Here is an 854-nt window from a genome sequence, read left to right as displayed (position 1 = left end):
CATTTTGTCTTTGGCTGGTTGATTAATCCATATCTGAAAACCATGCAGCTCACCGTCTTGCATAATTGGCATTTCACTGTGTATTACTCCACGACCTGCCGCCATCCATTGTGCGCCACCAGAACGCAATTCGCCGACATTGTTCATGTGGTCACGATGTTGAAAATGACCTTTCAGCATATAAGTCAGCGTTTCAATCCCACGATGAGGATGAGGAGGAAAGCCACCAATGTAGTCAGAACGTTGATCGGATTTCAGCTCATCCATCATTAAAAATGGTGAAAAGCTCGTGTTGTTAAAACCTGCAACTCGACGAATTTTAACACCATCACCGTCAGCGGTAGGTTGCGATGGAATCAACTGACGAATTTCTCTGAATGTGCTCATACTTCTTCTCCTCGTTCGCCTTGGTGGCTGTCTGCAAATCGCGTTTCAGCTCATGGCTATCGACATGGTTTTATTTTAGTTTGGAGAAAAATAATCATGAGCAGAGCGATTCGAGCTACTTATTCAAGGTTTTCGAACAATAGGAAATCAAAACCAAGCATCATTGGTCATTTTTCATCCAGACCAAATCCCCGGCGATTGATGATAAGTTCTCTCTTATCACATAAACGTTTTTGAATTTATTTGAAAATAAATGTAGCTATTTCTTAAACAAGGTGTATAGTAGCGCTTGGCTCTTCGAAGAGAGCTGTTAATGCTACATTTAGTTTAAGTTCCTTCTCAGTAAAATCTTGAATCCCCATTCAGACACCTGCGTACAACTTCCTCTTGATTGACATTCAATAGCTTAAAAAAAGATCCACCAATAATTTATCATTAATGTTTTTAATTCAGAGGTTTTTATGTCT

General features: G+C 39.8%; 1 protein-coding gene. It reads right to left on the bottom strand.

Annotated elements, in window-relative coordinates; all coding sequences use genetic code 11:
- Positions 1–387 (bottom strand): pirin family protein (locus R7Z47_RS24305; protein ID WP_318130698.1); only part of this gene is annotated, 387 nt, incomplete at its 3' end.
- Between the last annotated feature and the right edge of the window lie 467 nt (positions 388–854).

Source organism: Vibrio sp. 1641, from assembly GCF_033339995.1.
GTDB classification, from domain to species: Bacteria; Pseudomonadota; Gammaproteobacteria; order Enterobacterales; family Vibrionaceae; genus Vibrio; species Vibrio alginolyticus.
This window is presented reverse-complemented; position numbering and strand designations above follow the sequence as displayed.